Source organism: Streptomyces sp. NPDC041068 (assembly GCF_040647455.1).
In the GTDB taxonomy this organism is placed as follows: domain Bacteria; phylum Actinomycetota; class Actinomycetes; order Streptomycetales; family Streptomycetaceae; genus Streptomyces.
This window is the reverse complement of record NZ_JBEZCG010000013.1, coordinates 331,650-349,109: the sequence shown is the minus strand read 5'-3', so window position 1 is coordinate 349,109 and position 17,460 is coordinate 331,650. Positions and strand designations below refer to the sequence as shown.

Below are 17,460 nucleotides of genomic sequence, written 5' to 3'. Positions count from 1 at the left end.
GGGGGGGGGGGGGGGGTTGTGGGGGGGGGGGGGGGGGGGGGGGTTTTGGGGGGGGGGGGGGGGGCGGGGGGGGCGCGGGGGGGGGGGGGGGGGGGGGGGGGGGGGGGGCCGGGGCCGCCGCGGCGACCCGCCCCAGGAGTCCTTCAGTAGTTCAGGAGATGCAGCCGGTCTTGCCGGTGGCGCTGATGCAGCCGCTCTTGGGAGCCGCGCTGATACAGCCGTCCTTGGCGCCCTGGGCCGAGTTGGCGGCGACCCACTTCTGCCACACGGACTCCTCCGTCATACGCGCGATGAGCTTGTCCATGGTGAAACCTCCACAGTGATGCGGTAGTTGATGAAAAGGGGAACTTGCTTGATGCTCAGCGCCCGGCCCGCGCCGTCGCGGGCCCCTCGGCGCTCTCACCGGACACCGGAAGCGTCTTCATGCGGACCGCTTCCGTGCCGGAGTCGTTGTGCCGCAGCGCCCAGTTCTCCAGCGTCGTACGGCAGGCGTGGTCCAGATGGCGCACCGCGGTCAGGTCCAGCTCGATGGGCCGGTCCTTGGGCATGGCCTCGAGGGTTTCGAGGATGCGGGGCAGCCGCAGGAAGGTGGCGTTGCCCGTGAGGGTCACGACCAGCCGTCCGTCGGTCAACTCCGCGATGTCCAGCTGTACGTGGGAGGTCTCCCAGGCGGACTTGACGACCGCGAGGATCAGGCCGAGGACCACGCCCTCGAACATGTTGGCCACCACGATGGCGATGGCCGTGACCGCGAGGATCACCGCCTCGCCCCGGTGGGCGCGGGCCAGCGGGACGATCTCCTTGACGGGGATCAGCTTGCAGCCGGCGTGCACCAGGACACCGGCGAGCGCCGCCAGCGGGATGACGCCCAGCGCGCTGGGCAGCAGCACGGCGAACAGCAGCAGCCACACGCCGTGCAGGATCCGGGAGAGCGGGGTGCGCGCACCGGCCTGGACGTTGGCGGAGCTGCGGACGATGACCGCGGTCATCGGCAGGGCCCCGAGCGCGCCGCACACGGTGTTGCCGACGCCCTGGGCGACGAGCTCCTTGTCGTAGTGCGTGCGGGGACCGTCGTGCATGCGGTCCACGGCCGCCGCACTGAACAGCGACTCCGCGGAGGCGATCAGGGTGAACGCGAGTACGGTGCCGAGCACGGCCACCCCGGCGAGGTCCGCGAGGTCGCCGAGCCCCGGCGGCTGTATGGAGTCGACCAGGCCTTGCACCGTCACGTTCGCCACGTCGAGGCGCAGCCCCGCGGTCACGACGGTCGCGAGGGCGACGGCGGCGAGCGGGGCGGGCACCACACGGGCGGCCGCGGGCAGCTTCGGCCAGAGCACGAGCACGCCGATGGTGCCGAAGCCGATGGCGGCGGCGGTCAGCGCGGTGGTGGACTGCAGGGTGTCGGCGAGGAGCCCCGGCAGTCCCGCGATCTTGTCGACGCCGGAGAGCGGCTGCTTCGCCCCGGCCATGGTGTAGAGCTGACCGAGGATCAGCACGAGTCCGATGCCCGCCAGCATGCCCTGGACGACGGAGACGGAGATCGCGCGGAACCACCGGCCGCAGCGCAGCAGGCCGAGGACGATCTGCAGGGCGCCGGTGAGCAGCACGATGGCGCCGAGCATGCCGAGCCCGAACTCGCGTACGGCCTCGAAGACGAGCACGGTCAGGCCGGCCGCGGGGCCGCTGACCTGAAGGGCGCTGCCCGGCAGGCAGCCGACGACGATGCCGCCGACGATGCCGGTGATCAGGCCCAGTTCGGCGGGCACGCCCGAGGCGACCGCCACGCCGACGCACAACGGCAGGGCGACCAGGAAGACGACCAGCGAGGCGAGGAAGTCCCGGCGCGGGACGCCGGGTTCACGCAGCGCGCTGAAGGAGGAACGCAGGGGGGAAGGAGACGAGGGAAGGGAGGACATGAGGGTGGGGGGTCCTGTCGTGGGAGCGGGCCAGGTGGTGGGGCGCGGCGGCTCTCACAGCGGACCGAACGCCGGCCGGCCGTCGGACGACGGGCGGTGGGCGGTGACGGTGCCGGTGTGCACCTCGTAGTACCAGGCGTGCAGGGTGAGCGATCCGTCGGCGGTGCGCTCTCTCACGCAGGGGTACCCGCGCAGCCTCTCCACCTGCGCGAGCACATGGGTCTGCACGGCCTCCGCCACGTCGTCCGAGGTGGGCGTGAGGGAGCGCAGCGGGGCGTCGGGCGCGACGGAGTGCTCCAGCCAGTCGCGCACGGCCGGGACGGCCGAGAGGTCCTCGCCCCGGACCAGGGCGCCGACGGCTCCGCAGTGGGAGTGCCCGCAGACGACGATGTCGCGGACGCCGAGCACGCACACCGCGTACTCGATGGTGGCCGCCTCGCTCATGGGGTGGCCCGCGCGGTCGACGGGACCGCCGGTGGGGTACAGGGGCACCACGTTGCCCGCGGTGCGGAGTTCGAAGAGTTCGCCGGGGCGGGCTCCTGTGATGAGGGACGGGACGACACGTGAGTCGGAGCACGTGACGAAGAGGGCTTCAGGAGACTGCCCTGACCCCAGGGCCTGGAAGGCCTCGGTGTTGCGGGGGTGCGCGACATGGGTCGCGGCGAACGAACGGGCGTTGTCGATCAGTGACTTCAAGGTGGCCTGCCTCCTGCGTCGCTGCGGCCGGAGCCGGAGACGCGGTGTGGTCGGGTCGATGGTGACAGTGGGGGCGGGTCGGTCCGCTGCGCTGCGGAGACCCGTGGCCCCGGAGACAGCCTGAACGGCTGCCGTGACTCTCACTTTGCCATCGCATTAACCTTTGATGACAGGGCAAAAATCTGCCAAAGATTGAGTAATAAGCGCCCCTGAACAGGGAATTGATCCAAGCCTCAACTGTTGGGCAAAGATCATTGTGTGGACGGTGTGGAGCCGGTGAGGCGATTCCGTTCGCACGTGCTTACGAGCGCACCAAAAGGCCGGTGGCCCGCCCGGTGAAGTACCGGGCGGGCCACCGGCCCCGCGCGCCCTCGGGCGCCGGACCGGCGTCAGACGCGGTCGGCGGCGATGAGGAGGTAGTGGAAGCTCCCCTCGCGGTACGCGGTCAGGAAGGGCTCCTCGATCCCGGTGGCGAGCGAGGACTTGGCCCGCAGCTCCCAGTAGGGGATGGTCGCGGCCGTCAGGTCGACGACGTTGATGGGCACGATCCCGTTGGCGGTGAGCGCCTTGAAGTACGCGCTGCGCGGATGGATGTTGCAGGTGTAGTGCTCGTCGATGCGGCTGACGGCCTTGGAGCGGCCGCCGGTCACGTCGTTGTAGCAGCCGGTGACGCAGACGTGGCGCCCGCCGTGGCGCAGCAGCCGCGCGTACTCCGCGTAGAGCTCGAAGAGGTCCACGTACATGGTGGACTCGTTGTTCCAGATGCCCTGGAAGGCGCCGTCGGGCAGCCCGGTGGACGTACGACTACGAGAACCTGACCAGCGCCCCGCTCGGCGACGACGTGCCCACCGCGCCGCCCCGCTCCCTGATCGACGGCGAACCCGCCGCGGTGACCTGGGGGCCCAACTGGGACGACGACCTGGGCGGCGGCCCCGAACTCCTCGCGGGCGACCCGGTCCTGCGGAAGATGAACGAGCAGGTGCGCCTGGAGTACGAGCAGGCGTTCATGTTCTACCTGCCCAGGATCTGCGAGCACTGCCTCAACCCCTCCTGTGTGGCCGTGTGTCCCTCCGGGGCGCTGTACAAGCGCGTTGAGGACGGCGTCGTCCTGGTCGACCAGGACCGCTGCCGGGGCTGGCGGATGTGCGTGAGTGGCTGCCCGTACAAGAAGGTCTACTTCAACCACCGCACCGGCAAGGCCGAGAAGTGCACGCTGTGCCATCCGCGCATCGAGGCGGGGCAGCCCACGGTCTGCTCCGAGACCTGCGTCGGGCGCCTGCGCTACCTCGGCGTCGTCCTCTACGACGCCGACAAGGTCGGCGAGGCCGCCGCCACCGAGAACGAACATGACCTGTACGAGGCCCAGTTGGGGTGCTTCCTCGACCCCGAGGACCCCGAGGTGGTCGCCGCCGCCGAGGCCTCCGGCATCCCGCACGACTGGATCACCGCGGCCCGCCGCTCCCCGGTCCACCACCTCATCAGCCGCTACAAGGTGGCGCTGCCGCTCCATCCCGAATACCGCACGATGCCCATGGTCCGGTACATCCCGCCGCTCTCCCCGGTCGTGGAGTCCCTGACCGCCACCGGGCACGACGGCGAGGACCCGGCCAAGCTGTTCGCCGCCATCGACTCCCTGCGCATCCCTGTCGGCTACCTCGCGGAGCTGTTCACCGCGGGCGACCCGGCGCCCGTCGAGGCCGCCCTGTGCCGCTTGGCCGCGATGCGCTCCCACATGCGGCGCGTCAACCTCGGCGAGGAGCGCGACCCGGGAATCGCCCGCGCCGTCGGCATGGACACCGACTCCATCGAGGCCATGTACCGGCTTCTCGCCCTGGCCAAGTACGACGAGCGCTACGTCATCCCCACCGGCTACACCGCCACCGGGTACGACGGCGACCTCGCCGACGCCGGCTGCAGCCTGGACGGCCACGGCGGTCCCGGCATGTACGAGGCGGAGGCCTCCCACGCCCCGCCCGCCGCGGGGCGGGAACCGGAGCATGCGGGAGGCTCGCTGCGCGGCCGGGTCAACCTCCTGAACTGGAACGGCCGCGGCCGCCCCGACGGTCTCGTCCCGCGCGGCGAGGGCGGCGTCCGGTGAGCCGTCCGGTCGTCCATCAGGCCGCCGCCCTGTTGCTCGGCTACCCCGACGAGACCTGGCCGGGCCGGCTGCACGCCGTGCGCTCCGCGCTGGAAGCCGTGCCCGGCCAGGACATCGCCCTCCTGCTGCGGTTCTGCGAACAGGTCGGCGCCACGGACCCGCTCGCCCTGGCCGCCCGATACGTCGCCACCTTCGACCGCAGCCGCCGCCGGTGCCTGTATCTGACGTACTACACCGACGGTGACACCCGCAGGCGCGGCGCCGCACTGGCCGCCCTGAAGTCCCTCTACCGCGACCACGGCTGGCAGCCGCCCGAGGACGAACTGCCCGACTTCCTGCCCCTGATGCTGGAGTTCGCCGCCCGCGCCCCCGACACCGGGGTCCGCCTGCTCACCGACCACAGGCCCGCCCTGGAACTCCTGCGCTTCGCCCTGGCCGCGCACCGCAGCCCCTACGCCGACGTCGTCCAGGCCGTCTGTGCCACCCTGCCGGGCTCGGGACCCGCCACCCGCGAGGCGGCCCTGCGCCTCGCCCGCACGGGGCCGCCCGCCGAGGCGGTCGGCCTGCTTCCGTACGTCGAACGCGCCCCCCGCCGAGCCCCCGACGTCCCGCACGCGGAGGAGACGCCCCGGTGAACCACCTGCGCATCGCCCTGTGGGGTGTCCTGCCCTACCTCGTCCTCGCCGTCCTGGTCACCGGGTCCGCCTGGCGCTACCGGTACGACCGCTTCGGCTTCACCACGCGCTCCAGCCAGCTGCACGAACACAGGATGCTGCGCGTCGGCGGCACGCTGTTCCACTACGGACTGCTCTTCGTGGTCGCGGGGCATGCCGTCGGCCTCCTGGTGCCGGAGTCGTTCACCGAACGCCTCCGCATCCACGAGTGGCTGTACCACGCCGACGCCCTGCTCGTCGGCGGCACCGCGGGCCTCGCCACCCTCGCGGGCCTGGCGATCCTGCTCCACCGGCGGCTGCGCGTGCCCGCGGTGCGGGCCGCGACCAGCCGCAGCGACCGCGCCGTCTACCCGGTCCTGGTCTGTGTGATCCTCGCGGGACCCACCGCGACGGCCACCACGCTCCAACCCCATTCCTACGACTACCGGTTGGGGGCCTCGGTGTGGTTCCGCTCGCTGTTCGCCCTCGATCCGGACGTGCCCGCCATGGCCCACGCGCCGCTCGTCCACCAGGTGCACGCCCTGCTCGTATGGCCCTGTTCGCCCTGTGGCCCTTCAGCCGCCTGGTCCACGCCTTCACCCCGCCGCTCGGCTATCTGGCGCGCCCCTACATCGTCTACCGCTCGCGCGGCTCCCGGCAGGTGCCCGCGGGGCGCAGGTGAAGGACACCGGGCAGGGGCGTCGCGCCTCAGACCTGCTCGGCCCGGAACCCCGCAGGCGTCACTCCGGTGTGCAGCTGGAAGAACTTGGAGAAGTTCGCCGAGTCCCCGAAGCCCACCGCCGCACCGATCCGCCCCACCGGCAGATCGGTGTGGGCGAGGAGCCGCTTCGCCTCCAGGACGACGCGCCGGTCGATGAAGCCCTTGGGCGTCTGGCCGGTGGCGGCGCGCACGGCACGCACCAGCGTGCGGCGCGAGTAACCGAGCTCGTCCGCATACGCACTGACGCTGTGATTGGTGGTGAATCCCTGCTCCACCGCGGAGCGGAACCGGGTGAATGTCGTGTCGGGCTGCGGCCTGCACTCGTCCGCCGCGGCCTGCGCCGACACATGCGCCACCCGCAGCATGAAGGCCGTCAGGGAGTGCCGAAGCACGGACGCGTGCAGGCTCAGCGGCAGCGTCTGCGTGTCGAGGTACTCGCGCTGCAGCTGCTCCAGTGAGGCCTCCAGCGCCGCGTGTTGGGCCTGATCGGGGTGGAGCAGCGGCGGACGGTCGTAGCGGTACATGCCCGTCGACTCCACGGTCGCGCGCGGCAGGAAGCCGGGCTGCATCGTGAGCGCCGTACCCACGTACCGGTCGTTCGCCGAGAAGCCGTGCACCTGGCCGGGCCTGATCCACAGGATGTCGCCCGCCCCGGCCTCGTACTCGGTGAAGTCGACCATGTGGCGGACCGGGCCCTCGCGGAAGAACAGCAGGACGTGGAAGTCGATCCGGTGCACGCGCCGCGAGAGGCCCACGCCGCCCGCCCAGGGCCCGTCCGTGCCCATCGGGCCGACCTGTATCCCGACCCCGGAGACGCTCGCGCTCGGGTCGAAGGGATAGGTGCGGATGTGCTCCGCGGCTCCCAGATGTGCGCTCGGATGTGCGCTGCCCCGCTCCGTCATCCGCGTTCCTCGACCTCGACCGACTTCGACCTGTGATGGTGTCCCATTTTCACCGAACGCTGACACGGGGGCACCTACCTCGCCAAAAGTATGACCTTTAAGTTCGAGTCTGGCTGGACCAGGGGCTTTGGACCCGGGCCGCCGGTGCCTTTCGGCACTACGGATGCACAACGGATGCGAAGGAAGTCTTACAGATGAGCACGCAGACACCGGACGCCCTCGGTCCCTTCGAGTGGACCGAACTCGACCGGCGTGCCGTCGACACCGCCCGCCTCCTGGCGGCCGATGCCGTGCAGCAGGTCGGCAACGGACACCCCGGCACAGCCATGAGCCTGGCCCCCGTCGCGTACACCCTCTTCCAGAAGGTCATGCGGCACGACCCGGCCGACCCGGAGTGGACCGGCCGTGACCGCTTCGTCCTGTCGCCCGGCCACACCAGCCTCACCCTCTACGCGCAGCTGTTCCTCTCCGGCTACGAGCTGGAGCTCGACGACCTGAAGGCGTTCCGCACGCAGGGCTCCAAGACGCCGGGCCACCCCGAGTACGGGCACACCGCCGGTGTCGAGACGACGACAGGGCCGCTGGGCCAGGGCGTCGCCAACGCCGTGGGCATGGCGATGGCCGCCCGCTACGAGCGCGGCCTGTTCGACCCCGAGGCCCCCGAGGGCGCGAGCCCCTTCGACCACACCATCTGGGCGATCGTCTCCGACGGCGACCTGGAGGAGGGCGTCTCCGCCGAGGCCTCCTCGCTCGCCGGACACCAGAAGCTCGGCAACCTCGTCTTCGTCTACGACGACAACCACATCTCCATCGAGGGCGACACGGAGACCGCGTTCTCCGAGGACGTCCTGAAGCGGTACGAGGCGTACGGCTGGCACGTGCAGCGGATCACGCCGAGCGCCGACGGCGACATCGACGTCCAGGCCCTGTACGAGGCGCTCGCCGCCGCCAAGGCCGAGACCGGGCGGCCCTCCATCATCGCGATGCGCACGATCATCGCCTGGCCCGCCCCGAACGCGCAGAACACCGAAGCCTCGCACGGCTCGGCGCTGGGCGCCGAGGAGATCGCCGCCACCAAGCGCGTCCTCGGCTTCGACCCCGAGCAGACCTTCGAGGTCACCGACGAGGTCATCGCGCACACCCGGGGGGCCCTCGACCGCGGCGCGGAGGCCCACGCCGCCTGGGACAAGCGGATCGCCGAGTGGCGCGCCGACCACCCCGAGCGCTCCGAGCTCCTGGACCGCATCGTGGCAGGACGCCTCCCCGAGGGTTGGGAGCAAGCCCTGCCCGCCTTCGAGGCGGGCACGAAGGTCGCCACGCGCGCCGCGTCCGGCAAGGTCCTCAAGGCCCTCGGCCCGGTCATCCCCGAACTGTGGGGCGGTTCCGCCGACTTGGCGGGCTCCAACAACACCACCATCGACAAGGGCTCGTCCTTCCTGCCGAAGGGTAACCCGCTCCCGGAGGCCGACCCCTACGGCCGCACCGTGCACTTCGGCATCCGCGAGTTCTCGATGGCCGCCGAGATGAACGGCATCGCGCTGCACGGCAACACCCGTATCTACGGCGGCACGTTCCTCGTGTTCTCCGACTACATGCGCAACGCGGTCCGCATGTCCGCGCTGATGCAGCTGCCCGTCACCTACGTCTGGACCCACGACTCGATCGGCCTCGGCGAGGACGGTCCCACGCACCAGCCGGTCGAGCACCTCGCCTCGCTGCGCGCCATCCCGGGCCTGAACATCGTCCGCCCCGCCGACGCCAACGAGACGGCCATCGCCTGGCGCGAGATCCTGCGCCGCGGCGAGGGCTTGCCGGCCCCGCACGGGCTGGTGCTGACCCGGCAGGGCGTGCCCACCTACGAGGCCAACTCCGAAGCGGCCAAGGGCGGTTACATCCTCGCCGAGGCGTCCACCGGCACCCCGGACGTCCTCCTCATCGCCACCGGCTCCGAGGTGCAGCTGGCCGTCGCCGCCCGCGAGGCGCTGGAGGCCGAGGGCATCGCGACCCGCGTCGTGTCGATGCCGTCCGTGGAGTGGTTCGAGGAGCAGTCGCGGGACTACCGCGACAGTGTTCTGCCGCCCGCCGTGAAGGCCCGCGTCGCCGTCGAGGCCGGGATCGGTCTGACCTGGTACCGCTACGTGGGAGACGCGGGCCGCATCGTCTCCCTGGAGCACTTCGGCGCCTCCGCCGACGCGAACGTCCTCTTCGAGGAGTTCGGCTTCACCGCAGAGAACGTCGCGGCGAAGGCCCGGGAATCCCTTGCCGCCGCCCGCGCTTGATCACTCCATAACGAGCACCACCGAAAGAAGATGACGAACATCATGAGCAACGCCGTCGAACCCCTCAAGTCCCTTTCCGACGAAGGCGTTTCCATCTGGCTCGACGACCTGTCCCGCACGCGCATCGAGTCCGGCAACCTCGCCGAACTCATCGAGAAGAGCCACGTCGTGGGCGTCACCACGAACCCGTCGATCTTCCAGGCCGCCATCGGCTCCGGCGCGGGCTACGAGGACCAGCTCGCCGACCTGGCCGTGCGCGGCGTCACCGTCGACGAGGCCGTCCGCATGATGACCACGGCCGACGTCCGCGCCGCCGCCGACGTCCTGCGCCCCGTGTACGACGCCACCGGTGGCCGTGACGGCCGCGTGTCGATCGAGGTCGACCCGCGCCTTGCCCACGAGACCGAGGCCACCGTCGCCGAGGCCAAGCAGCTGGCCTGGCTCGTCGACCGCCCGAACGTCATGATCAAGATCCCGGCGACGAAGGCGGGCCTCCCGGCCATCACCGAGGTCATCGGCCTGGGCATCAGCGTGAACGTCACCCTGATCTTCTCGCTGGACCGCTACAAGGCCGTCATGGACGCCTACCTCAAGGGACTTGAGCTGGCACACGAGCGCGGCATCGACCTCTCCACCGTCCACTCCGTGGCCTCCTTCTTCGTCTCGCGCGTCGACTCCGAGATCGACAAGCGCCTCGACAAGGTCGGCACGGACGAGGCCAAGGCCCTCAAGGGCAAGGCCGCTCTCGCCAACGCCCGTCTCGCCTACGAGGCGTACGAGGAGGTCTTCGCCTCCGAGCGCGCCGCCAAGCTCGCGGCCGCGGGCGCCCACAAGCAGCGTCCGCTGTGGGCCTCGACCGGCGTCAAGGACCCGGCGTACAAGGACACCCTGTACGTCGACGAGCTGGTCGCCCCGGGCACGGTGAACACCATGCCGGAGGGCACCCTGAAGGCCACCGCCGACCACGGCGACATCCACGGCGACGCCGTCTCGGGCACGTACGAGACCTCCCGCGCGGAGCTCGCCGCCGTCGAGAAGCTCGGCATCTCCTACGACGAGGTCGTCCAGCAGCTGGAGGACGAGGCCGTCGCCAAGTTCGAGATCGCCTGGAACGACCTGCTCGGCGCCGTCTCGACGGCTCTGTCCGCCAAGGGAACCAAGGGAATCAAGGAAACCAAGGGAGTTGACGCCAAGTGAGCGTCACCGCCAAGGAGTGGCTGAACCCGCTCCGCGACCCCCGCGACCGCCGTCTGCCGCGCATCGCGGGCCCCTCCGGCCTCGTCATCTTCGGCGTCACCGGCGACCTGTCCCGCAAGAAGCTGATGCCGGCGGTCTACGACCTCGCCAACCGCGGTCTGCTCCCGCCGGGCTTCTCCCTCCTCGGGTTCGCCCGCCGCGAGTGGGAGGACCAGGACTTCGCCCAGGTCGTCCACGACTCCGTACGCGAGTACGCCCGCACCCCCTTCCGCGAGGAGGTCTGGCAGCAGCTCGCCGAGGGCATGCGGTTCATCCCCGGTGACTTCGACGACGACACGGCCTTCAAGCAGCTGCGGGAAGCGGTCGACGACCTGGACGAGAAGCGCGGGACGAGCGGCAACTACGCCTTCTACCTCTCCGTACCGCCGAAGTTCTTCCCCAAGGTCGTCCAGCAGCTCAAGAAGCACGGGCTCGCGGACGCCCCCGAGGGTTCCTGGCGGCGTGCGGTCATCGAGAAGCCGTTCGGCCACGACATGGAGTCGGCGCGCGAGCTCAACCGCATCGTGCACGACGTGTTCGCGCCCGAGCAGGTCTTCCGCATCGACCACTACCTCGGCAAGGAGACCGTCCAGAACATCCTGGCGCTCCGCTTCGCCAACCAGATGTACGAGCCCATCTGGAACCGCAGTTACGTCGACCATGTGCAGATCACGATGGCCGAGGACATCGGCATCGGCGGCCGCGCCGGGTACTACGACGGCATCGGCGCCGCCCGTGACGTCATCCAGAACCACCTGCTCCAGCTCCTCGCCCTCACGGCGATGGAGGAGCCGGCCGCGTTCGACGCCGAGTCGCTCGTCAACGAGAAGCTCAAGGTCCTCAAGTCCGTGCGGCTCCCCGCCGACCTGGAGAAGTCCACGGTCCGCGCGCAGTACGCCGAGGGCTGGCAGGGCGGCGAGAAGGTCAAGGGCTACCTCCAGGAAGACGGCATCGACGCCAGGTCGAAGACCGACACCTACGCCGCCGTGAAGCTGGAGATCGACAACCGCCGCTGGGCGGGCGTCCCCTTCTATCTGCGCACCGGCAAGCGCCTGGGCCGCCGCGTCACCGAGATCGCGGTCGTCTTCCAGCGCGCCCCGCACTCCCCGTTCGACTCCACGGCCACCGAGGAACTCGGCCAGAACGCGGTCGTCATCCGCGTCCAGCCGGACGAGGGCATGACCGTGCGCTTCGGCTCCAAGGTGCCGGGTACGTCGATGGAGATCCGCGACGTGTCCATGGACTTCGCGTACGGCGAGTCGTTCACGGAGTCCAGCCCGGAGGCGTACGAGCGGTTGATCCTGGACGTTCTGCTCGGCGACGCCAACCTCTTCCCGCGCACGGAGGAGGTGGAGGAGTCCTGGCGCATCCTCGACCCGGTCGAGGAACACTGGGACGCCCACGGCAGGCCCGCGCGGTACGCCTCGGGCAGCTGGGGCCCGAAGGAAGCGGACGAGATGCTCGCACGAGACGGACGGAGCTGGCGCAGGCCATGAAGATCGATCTGACCGACACCACGGCAAGCAAGATCAACAAGGCGCTCGTCGAAGGACGCCGCGCCATCGGGACCCCGGCCGTGGGCATGGTCCTCACGATGGTGGTCGTCACCGACGAGGAGAACGCGTACGACGCCACGAAGGCCGCCCAGGAGGCGTCCCGTGAGCACCCCTCGCGCACCCTCGTCGTCATCCGGCGCACCGCACGCTCGCCGCGCGACCGCCAGGGCACCCGCCTCGACGCGGAGGTCCGGGTCGGCGCCGACGCGGGCACCGGCGAGACGGTGGTCCTGCGGCTGTACGGCGAGGTGGGCAACCACGCCGACTCGGTCGTCCTGCCGCTGCTCCTTCCCGACGCGCCGGTCGTCGTGTGGTGGCCCGTCGACGCCCCGGACGAGCCCGCGAAGGACCCGCTCGGCGCGCTCGCCGCCCGCCGCATCACCGACGCCTATGCCGTCGAGGACCCCATCGCCGCGCTCGCCGACCGGGCCAAGTCCTACGCGCCCGGCGACACCGACCTGGCCTGGACCCGCCTCACGCCGTGGCGCTCCATGCTGGCCGCCGCCCTCGACCAGGCCCGCGCCGACATCGTCTCCGCGGCCGTCGAGTCCGAGGCCGAGAACCCCAGCGCCGAGCTCCTCGCGTGCTGGCTCGGCGCCCGCCTCGGCGTCCCGGTCGAGCGCGTCACGACCGCGGGGCCCGTCGTCACCGCGGTCCGCCTCGGCACGGCGAACGGAGAGATCCGCATCGACCGCCCCGAAGGCCCCCTCGCCACCCTGTCCCTGCCCGGTCAGCCCGAGCGCACCCTCGCCCTGAAGGTCCGCTCGACCTCCGAGCTGATCGCCGAAGAGCTTCGCCGCCTCGACGCCGACGAGATGTACGCCGTGGCGCTGCACGGAGACGCCTCCGGCTCCACCGCCACCAAGGAGTCCGTTCAACATGCCTGACACCGCACCCCTCCTGACCCGCCGTCCGCAGTGGACCGCCCTGGAGGACCACCGCGCCAAGGTCAACGGCACGCATCTGCGCGAGCTGTTCGCCGCCGACCCGGGCCGCGCCGAGCGCTACACCGTCCAGGTGGGCGACCTGCACATCGACTACTCCAAGCACCTGGTCACGGACGAGACGCTCGCCCTCCTACGGGAACTGGCCGCCGCCACCGACGTGTTCGGCCAGCGCGACGCCATGTTCCGCGGCGAGAAGATCAACACGACCGAGGGCCGCGCGGTGCTGCACACGGCGCTGCGGGCCCCCGCCGACGCCGTGGTCGAGGTCGACGGCGAGAACGTCGTGCCCAAGGTGCACGCCGTCCTCGACAAGATGGCCGCCTTCGCACAGAGGATCCGTACGGGCGAGTGGACCGGCCACACCGGCAAGCGGATCAAGAACGTCGTGAACGTCGGCATCGGCGGCTCCGACCTCGGCCCCGCGATGGCGTACGAGGCGCTGCGCCCGTACACCGCACGGGACCTGACGTTCCGCTTCGTCTCGAACGTCGACGGCGCCGACCTGCACGAGGCCGTGCGCGACCTCGACCCGGCCGAGACGCTGTTCGTCATCGCGTCCAAGACCTTCACGACGATCGAGACGATCACCAACGCCACGGCGGCCCGCTCCTGGCTGCTCGCCGGGCTCGGCGGCGACGAGAGCGCCGTCGCCAAGCACTTCGTCGCCCTGTCGACCAACGCCGAGAAGGTCGCGGGCTTCGGCATCGACACGGCCAACATGTTCGAGTTCTGGGACTGGGTCGGCGGCCGCTACTCCTTCGACTCGGCCATCGGCCTGTCCCTGATGATCGCCATCGGCCCGGACCACTTCCGCGAGCTGCTCGACGGCTTCCGCCTGGTCGACGAGCACTTCCGCACGGCACCGGCCGAGGCCAACGCCCCGCTGCTCCTCGGCCTGTTGGGCATCTGGTACGGCAACTTCCACGGTGCCCAGTCGCACGCGGTGCTGCCGTACTCGCACTACCTCTCCAAGTTCACCGCGTACCTCCAGCAGCTGGACATGGAGTCCAACGGCAAGTCCGTGGACCGCGAGGGCCGGGGCGTCCAGTGGCAGACCGGCCCTGTGGTGTGGGGCACGCCCGGCACCAACGGTCAGCACGCCTACTACCAACTCATCCACCAGGGCACGAAGTTGATCCCGGCGGACCTCATCGGCTTCGCGCGTCCTGTCGACGAGCTGAGCGACGGCCTCAAGGACCAGCACGACCTGCTGATGGCCAACCTCTTCGCGCAGGGCCAGGCCCTCGCGTTCGGCAAGACGGCCGACGAGGTACGGGCCGAGGGAATCGCCGAGGAGCAGGTCGCCCACCGCACGTTCCAGGGCAACCACCCCACGACGACGATCCTCGCGAAGTCCCTGACCCCCTCGGTCCTCGGCCAGCTCATCGCCCTCTACGAGCAGAAGGTCTTCGTCCAGGGCGCCGTCTGGAACATCGACTCCTTCGACCAGTGGGGCGTCGAGCTCGGCAAGGTCCTCGCCAAGCGCGTCGAGCCCGCCCTCACCGAAGGCGCGGACGTCGCGGGCCTCGACGCCTCCACCCAGTCCCTGGTCGCCACGTACCGCGCCCTGCGCGGCCGTAACTAATTACTGAAGGTAAGTGAACTGACATGCAGCTCGGACTGATCGGTCTCGGCAAGATGGGCGGCAACATGCGCGAGCGCATCCGCCGCGCGGGCCACACCGTCATCGGCTACGACCGCAACCCCGAGGTCTCCGACGTCGCGTCGCTCGCCGAACTCGTCGAGCGCCTCGAAGGCCCGCGCGTGGTCTGGGTGATGGTCCCGGCCGGTGCCCCCACCCAGTCGACCGTCGACGAACTGAAGGACCTGCTCTCCGAGGGCGACATCGTCGTCGACGGCGGCAACTCCCGCTGGACCGACGACGAGAAGCACGCCGCCGAGCTCGCCGAGCGCGGTATCGGCTTCGTCGACGCCGGTGTCTCCGGCGGCGTGTGGGGCCTTGAGAACGGCTACGCGCTGATGGTCGGCGGCTCCGACGAGAACGTCGCCCGCGTCAAGCCGGTCTTCGATGCCCTCAAGCCGGAGGGCGACTTCGGCTACGTCCACGCGGGCAAGGTCGGCGCGGGCCACTTCTCCAAGATGGTCCACAACGGCATCGAGTACGCCATGATGCAGGCCTACGCCGAGGGCTGGGAGCTGCTGGAGGCCGCCGACTCGGTGACCGACGTCCGCGAGGTCTTCCGCTCCTGGCAGGAGGGCACGGTCATCCGCTCCTGGCTGCTGGACCTCGCCGTCAACGCCCTGGACGACGACGAGCACCTGGAGAAGCTGCGCGGCTTCGCGCAGGACTCCGGTGAGGGCCGCTGGACCGTCGAGGCCGCCATCGACAACGCCGTGCCGCTGCCGGCGATCACGGCATCCCTCTTCGCGCGCTTCGCCTCGCGCCAGGAGGACTCCCCGCAGATGAAGATGATCGCCGCGCTGCGCAACCAGTTCGGCGGCCACGCGGTGGAGAAGAAGTAGCGCCATGGGTGACCTCCTGCTGGTCCGCCACGGCGAGACCGAGTGGAGCCTGTCCGGGCAGCACACCAGCTGGACGGACAAGCCCCTCACCCGGAACGGCGAGGAACAGGCCAAGTCCCTGGCCCCGTTCTTCTCCGGCCGCCCCTTCGCGCTCGCTCTCACCAGCCCGCTGGACCGCGCGGTCCGCACCGCCGACCTGGCGGGCCTGGTGGGGGCCACCCCGTACGACGACCTGCACGAGTGGGACTACGGGGCCTACGAAGGCATCACCACCCGCGAGATCCACCGCACCCGGCCCGGCTGGGACCTCTGGACGGACGGCGTGCCGCCGGGCGTCGAAGGCCGGCCGGGGGAGTCCCCGGCGCAGGTGGGGGAGCGGGCCGACCGCGTCCTGTCCCGCGTGGACGCGGCGCTCGCGGCCGACGGGGGAGACGTCGTCCTGGTCGCGCACGCGCACTTCCTGCGCGTGCTGACCGCGCGCCGCCTCGGGCTCGCGCCCGCCGAAGGGCGGCTGTTCCAGTTGGCCACGGGCACGGTGAGCCGTCTGTCGACGGAACACGGCAGGCCTGTGATCGCGGCGTGGAACGTGCGGCCGGCGGCGTGACCGCCTCAAGACCGACGGTCTGAATGCGTCAAGAAAGGCGCCTGACGGGCAAAAGCCCCAGTCGGGCGCCTTTCGCATGTCCGCGCGCGTTACCGCGAGTTCACGCGAGGCCGGGCGCGGTGAAGATCACTTGCGTACGCTTCGGCTGGTTAGTTAGGTTAGCCTTGCCTAGTCAAACGGGGGTGGTGCATGCCGGATTGGAATGCGTGCCGACCCCGCTGCCGTCACCGACCCCCGCAGGAGCCGCCCCGATGAGTCAGAGCCTGTCAGCCGAGAAGATCCGCGCCGACGTCGCGGAGCTGCTCGACTGCGACCCCGCCGACCTCGAGCCGGACGACAACCTGCTCGACCACGGCCTCGACTCGATGCGGATCATGACGCTGATCGAGCGCTGGCGTGCCGCGGGGGCGACCACGGTGGAGTTCCCCGACCTGGCCGAGCAGCCCGAACTCGCGCACTGGACGGCCCTGCTGACGGGCGAGAAGGCATGACCCGCGAGGACCACCGCCACCGCCACCTGGAGCGCATAGCCGAGGTCAGGGCCGGGCGCCGGGCCGAGAAGGTGGGCTACCCGATCCACGTGCGCAAGACCGAGGTCGTCCGCACCGTCATGGTCGGCAGCGGCCTGCTGCGGGTGACCCTGGGCGGCCCCGGGGCCGAGGGCTTCGAGGCGCACTCTCCCGACGAGCACGTGAAGCTGATCTTCCCGGAGCCCGACGGCTCCCTGCGGCTGCCCGAGCAGAACGGGACGATGCTGCGCTGGCCGCGGCCCTCGCCCACCTCGCGCGAATACACCGTGCGCCGCTACGACCCCGTCACGGCCGAGATCGACCTCGACTTCGCCCTGCACGACGGCGGCCTCGCCTCGGACTGGGCGCGTGCGGTGGAGGAGGGCACCGTCGTACACGTCGCGGGCCCGCCCGGCGGACTGATCGTCCCGCACACCTACGACCGCTACCTGCTCGTCGGCGACATCACGGCGCTGCCCGCGATCGCGCGCTGGCTGGAGGAGCTCCCCAGGAGCGCGAAGGGCTGGGCGTTCGTCGAAGTCGCCGACGCCGACGAGGAGATCGAGCTGCTCGCGCCCGAGGGCGTCGAGGTGCGCTGGCTGCACCGCGGCGAACGCCCCGCGGGCACCGGCGAGGAGCTGGCACAGGCCGCGATGGCGGTGACCGTGCCCGAGGGCGAGCGGGTCTACGTGTGGGCCGCGGGCGAGGCGGGCCAGATCAAGCCGCTGCGCCGCTGGGTCCGCGACGAACTGCGCCTGGACAAGGCCGATCACGACATCACCGGCTACTGGAAGCGCGGCGTCGCCGACTTCGACGACGACCACTGAACCTGCCGACGACCACTGAGCAACCGGCCGCC

Annotated in this window: 14 protein-coding genes and 3 pseudogenes; 12 read left to right on the top strand and 5 right to left on the bottom strand. The window is 70.9% G+C overall.

The window, feature by feature from the left end:
• Nucleotides 1-151: 151 nt before the first annotated feature.
• The 4 genes and pseudogenes from AB0B50_RS29680 to AB0B50_RS29665 all read right to left on the bottom strand — a co-directional run.
• Nucleotides 152-304 (bottom strand): hypothetical protein, encoded by a 153-nt coding sequence (locus AB0B50_RS29680; protein ID WP_362338572.1) that lies wholly within the window; start codon nucleotides 302-304, stop codon nucleotides 152-154.
• Between the two features lie 55 nt (nucleotides 305-359).
• A complete protein-coding gene (locus AB0B50_RS29675) occupies nucleotides 360-1,916 on the bottom strand; it encodes a SulP family inorganic anion transporter (RefSeq protein ID WP_362338569.1) in 1,557 nt (518 codons plus the stop codon).
• A 54-nt stretch (nucleotides 1,917-1,970) separates the two neighbouring features.
• Nucleotides 1,971-2,531: a carbonic anhydrase gene (locus AB0B50_RS29670; protein WP_362338601.1), complete on the bottom strand. Its 561-nt coding sequence runs from the start codon at nucleotides 2,529-2,531 to the stop codon at nucleotides 1,971-1,973.
• A 470-nt stretch (nucleotides 2,532-3,001) separates the two neighbouring features.
• A pseudogene (locus AB0B50_RS29665) lies at nucleotides 3,002-3,391 on the bottom strand (SAM-dependent methyltransferase); the annotation flags it as partial.
• Nucleotides 3,392-3,405: 14 nt separating this feature from the next.
• On the opposite strand from AB0B50_RS29665, the pseudogene narH reads away from it, so the two are divergent.
• From narH to narI, 3 genes and pseudogenes are all read left to right on the top strand, one after another.
• Nucleotides 3,406-4,710: pseudogene (narH, locus tag AB0B50_RS29660) on the top strand (nitrate reductase subunit beta); the annotation flags it as partial.
• Nucleotides 4,707-5,345: a nitrate reductase molybdenum cofactor assembly chaperone gene (gene narJ, locus AB0B50_RS29655; protein ID WP_362338566.1), complete on the top strand. Its 639-nt coding sequence runs from the start codon at nucleotides 4,707-4,709 to the stop codon at nucleotides 5,343-5,345. The pseudogene narH and the gene narJ, both read left to right, overlap by 4 nt.
• Nucleotides 5,342-6,045, top strand: a pseudogene (narI, locus tag AB0B50_RS29650) (respiratory nitrate reductase subunit gamma). Before narJ ends, narI begins: the two are co-directional and overlap by 4 nt.
• Nucleotides 6,046-6,071: 26 nt before the next feature.
• On the opposite strand, the gene AB0B50_RS29645 reads toward narI, so the two are convergent.
• The gene (locus AB0B50_RS29645) at nucleotides 6,072-6,986 is read right to left on the bottom strand and encodes an AraC family transcriptional regulator (RefSeq protein WP_362338564.1); all 915 of its coding nucleotides are present in this window, start codon (nucleotides 6,984-6,986) and stop codon (nucleotides 6,072-6,074) included.
• Between the two features lie 194 nt (nucleotides 6,987-7,180).
• Here AB0B50_RS29645 and tkt point away from each other — a divergent pair, with 194 nt between their 5' ends.
• The 9 genes from tkt (at nucleotide 7,181) to AB0B50_RS29600 (ending at nucleotide 17,428) form a co-directional block, all read left to right on the top strand.
• Nucleotides 7,181-9,265, top strand: coding sequence for a transketolase (tkt, locus tag AB0B50_RS29640; RefSeq protein WP_362338561.1), 2,085 nt, complete (start codon nucleotides 7,181-7,183; stop codon nucleotides 9,263-9,265).
• A gap of 30 nt (nucleotides 9,266-9,295) precedes the next feature.
• Entirely contained in the window at nucleotides 9,296-10,462 is a 1,167-nt protein-coding gene (gene tal, locus AB0B50_RS29635) for a transaldolase (protein ID WP_362338558.1), read from the top strand.
• A complete protein-coding gene (gene zwf / locus AB0B50_RS29630; protein WP_362338555.1) occupies nucleotides 10,459-11,997 on the top strand; it encodes a glucose-6-phosphate dehydrogenase in 1,539 nt (512 codons plus the stop codon). The genes tal and zwf overlap by 4 nt, the downstream gene beginning before the upstream one ends.
• Nucleotides 11,994-12,944 (top strand): glucose-6-phosphate dehydrogenase assembly protein OpcA, encoded by a 951-nt coding sequence (gene opcA / locus AB0B50_RS29625; RefSeq protein WP_362338552.1) that lies wholly within the window; start codon nucleotides 11,994-11,996, stop codon nucleotides 12,942-12,944. Before zwf ends, opcA begins: the two co-directional genes overlap by 4 nt.
• Nucleotides 12,937-14,589, top strand: a complete 1,653-nt coding sequence (pgi, locus tag AB0B50_RS29620; RefSeq protein ID WP_362338549.1) for a glucose-6-phosphate isomerase — start codon at nucleotides 12,937-12,939, stop codon at nucleotides 14,587-14,589. The genes opcA and pgi overlap by 8 nt, the downstream gene beginning before the upstream one ends.
• A 23-nt stretch (nucleotides 14,590-14,612) precedes the next feature.
• Nucleotides 14,613-15,488 carry a phosphogluconate dehydrogenase (NAD(+)-dependent, decarboxylating) gene (gene gnd / locus AB0B50_RS29615; RefSeq protein WP_362338546.1) on the top strand — a complete coding sequence of 292 codons (876 nt, stop codon included), beginning with the start codon at nucleotides 14,613-14,615 and terminating at the stop codon, nucleotides 15,486-15,488.
• Between the two features lie 4 nt (nucleotides 15,489-15,492).
• Nucleotides 15,493-16,092 carry a histidine phosphatase family protein gene (locus AB0B50_RS29610; RefSeq protein WP_362338543.1) on the top strand — a complete coding sequence of 200 codons (600 nt, stop codon included), beginning with the start codon at nucleotides 15,493-15,495 and terminating at the stop codon, nucleotides 16,090-16,092.
• A 251-nt stretch (nucleotides 16,093-16,343) separates the two neighbouring features.
• Complete coding sequence (locus AB0B50_RS29605; RefSeq protein WP_362338540.1) at nucleotides 16,344-16,583, top strand: phosphopantetheine-binding protein; 240 nt, start codon at nucleotides 16,344-16,346, stop codon at nucleotides 16,581-16,583.
• Complete coding sequence (locus AB0B50_RS29600) at nucleotides 16,580-17,428, top strand: siderophore-interacting protein (protein ID WP_362338537.1); 849 nt, start codon at nucleotides 16,580-16,582, stop codon at nucleotides 17,426-17,428. Before AB0B50_RS29605 ends, AB0B50_RS29600 begins: the two co-directional genes overlap by 4 nt.
• Nucleotides 17,429-17,460 lie beyond the last annotated feature (32 nt).

Bases quoted from the DNA above. Each gene is read 5' to 3' on its own strand.
- AB0B50_RS29680 (WP_362338572.1), bottom strand. From the start codon at position 304: ATGGACAAGCTCATCGCGCGTATGACGGAGGAGTCCGTGTGGCAGAAG.
- AB0B50_RS29675 (WP_362338569.1), bottom strand. From the start codon at position 1,916: ATGTCCTCCCTTCCCTCGTCTCCTTCCCCCCTGCGTTCCTCCTTCAGC.
- AB0B50_RS29645 (WP_362338564.1), bottom strand. From the start codon at position 6,986: ATGACGGAGCGGGGCAGCGCACATCCGAGCGCACATCTGGGAGCCGCG.
- tkt (WP_362338561.1), top strand. From the start codon at position 7,181: ATGAGCACGCAGACACCGGACGCCCTCGGTCCCTTCGAGTGGACCGAA.
- tal (WP_362338558.1), top strand. From the start codon at position 9,296: ATGACGAACATCATGAGCAACGCCGTCGAACCCCTCAAGTCCCTTTCC.
- opcA (WP_362338552.1), top strand. From the start codon at position 11,994: ATGAAGATCGATCTGACCGACACCACGGCAAGCAAGATCAACAAGGCG.
- pgi (WP_362338549.1), top strand. From the start codon at position 12,937: ATGCCTGACACCGCACCCCTCCTGACCCGCCGTCCGCAGTGGACCGCC.
- gnd (WP_362338546.1), top strand. From the start codon at position 14,613: ATGCAGCTCGGACTGATCGGTCTCGGCAAGATGGGCGGCAACATGCGC.
- AB0B50_RS29610 (WP_362338543.1), top strand. From the start codon at position 15,493: ATGGGTGACCTCCTGCTGGTCCGCCACGGCGAGACCGAGTGGAGCCTG.
- AB0B50_RS29605 (WP_362338540.1), top strand. From the start codon at position 16,344: ATGAGTCAGAGCCTGTCAGCCGAGAAGATCCGCGCCGACGTCGCGGAG.
- AB0B50_RS29600 (WP_362338537.1), top strand. From the start codon at position 16,580: ATGACCCGCGAGGACCACCGCCACCGCCACCTGGAGCGCATAGCCGAG.